Annotated in this window: 1 protein-coding gene; it reads right to left on the bottom strand. The window is 58.6% G+C overall.

Annotated features, from left to right (window positions below; all coding sequences use genetic code 11):
• Positions 1–237: 237 nt before the first annotated feature.
• Positions 238–999: a TetR/AcrR family transcriptional regulator gene (locus RhoBH5_RS32540; protein WP_270009641.1), complete on the bottom strand. Its 762-nt coding sequence runs from the start codon at positions 997–999 to the stop codon at positions 238–240.
• Positions 1,000–1,298: the final 299 nt, after the last annotated feature.

The raw sequence follows: 1,298 nt of genomic DNA, 5'->3' as shown, positions 1-1,298 counted from the left end.
CGTAAGAAAAACTCATGCGCCGAGCGGCTTGTACTGCAATCGCTACGGGAGTCTGAAGAGCACTTCCTGGCGTCCGAGCGGACATTGCGCCGATTGCGAAGGGTGGTGAAGGTACCGCTCGAGCGTGGGCTATGGCTACCATCAGGACCGGCACAGGAACCGGCAATTCCGGAAGTAGATAAATGTAAGGCCTCAGTTCATTGACCTAGGCTTCTGGTAGCAACGGACAGTGCACGGTCAAGGCCACGGGTGGCTCTTGGAAGTCGGAGAACAGCTGCCGGTGAAGGTATTCGGTGTACGAGGCGGGTCGAGGCTTATGGTGTGAGGTGCCAGGGTTCTCAGGGATGCTCCTTCGATCATGCGGACGGTGGCCGGGTCGGTGCCGCGCCACATCAAGAGCAGATCGTCGACGCGCCGACTGATGGTGTGAGGTTCGGCGCGGCTGACGGCGACCTGAACGATACCTACAAAACCGGCACAGAGGCTGTCTGCGAGGCGGGACGTACTCTCAGTACAGTCGAGCACCCCTGAGCGGATCACGTCGACGACTATGGGGGTAAGGGCCTCGGTCCATGCTCGGTACGTGGCCCGTGCGCCGCGGAGTGTTGGATCGACACTGAGTACAAGTCCGGCGCGGGTGATGACTTCGGTTTCGACACGGCGTGCAAGTTCTCGGTAGACGATCAGTATCTGCCGGTCAGCAGGCTGTCCTGTAGCTGTGGCTTTCGCGACGGTCTCCGTTACTACCTCGAACCAACGGCACAGCAATTGCTGTGCGATGGATTCCTTCTTCGCGAAGTGGAAGTACAATGCACCTTTAGTGGTGTTGGAGAGGACCAGGATGTCGTTGATGCTCGTGCCTGCATACCCGGTTCGACTGAACTGGATTGCAGAGACGTCAAGGATGCTTTCCCTGGTGATTTTCGCTCGCCGCTGGATGGGTGGTCGTCCGGTTTTGCCGTGGTCAAGCGAGGAACTTTGATCGATATTATCGTTCAATGGTCAACAGGCCCTGTCTGTAGTCATCGACCCTGGGGTTTTGTAGCACTACCAGGGCGCATTTGGCGGCGTGACGTTTCAGAGTTATAGCGCTATGACTCTCAATGCTGCCGTCGATCCTTTCCTTGGCAACTCGCCCCACTCCTTGCGCCCTTCGCGCAATCCGGCATCCCGCGGCGCTTCGCGCCAGTAAGCGGGTCCTGGAATCCCGCTCGGCGGAAGGCGGTGTGGCCCCACACGTTTCACTGATTTCACAGAAAGGGCCGATACCACAATGCGAGGTACCGGCCGTATTCCGA

It is taken from the genome of Rhodococcus sp. BH5 (assembly GCF_027583855.1).
GTDB lineage: Bacteria > Actinomycetota > Actinomycetes > Mycobacteriales > Mycobacteriaceae > Rhodococcus_F > Rhodococcus_F qingshengii.
Note: the sequence above shows the minus strand (reverse complement) of the source record. Positions and strands in the feature narration are given on the sequence as shown.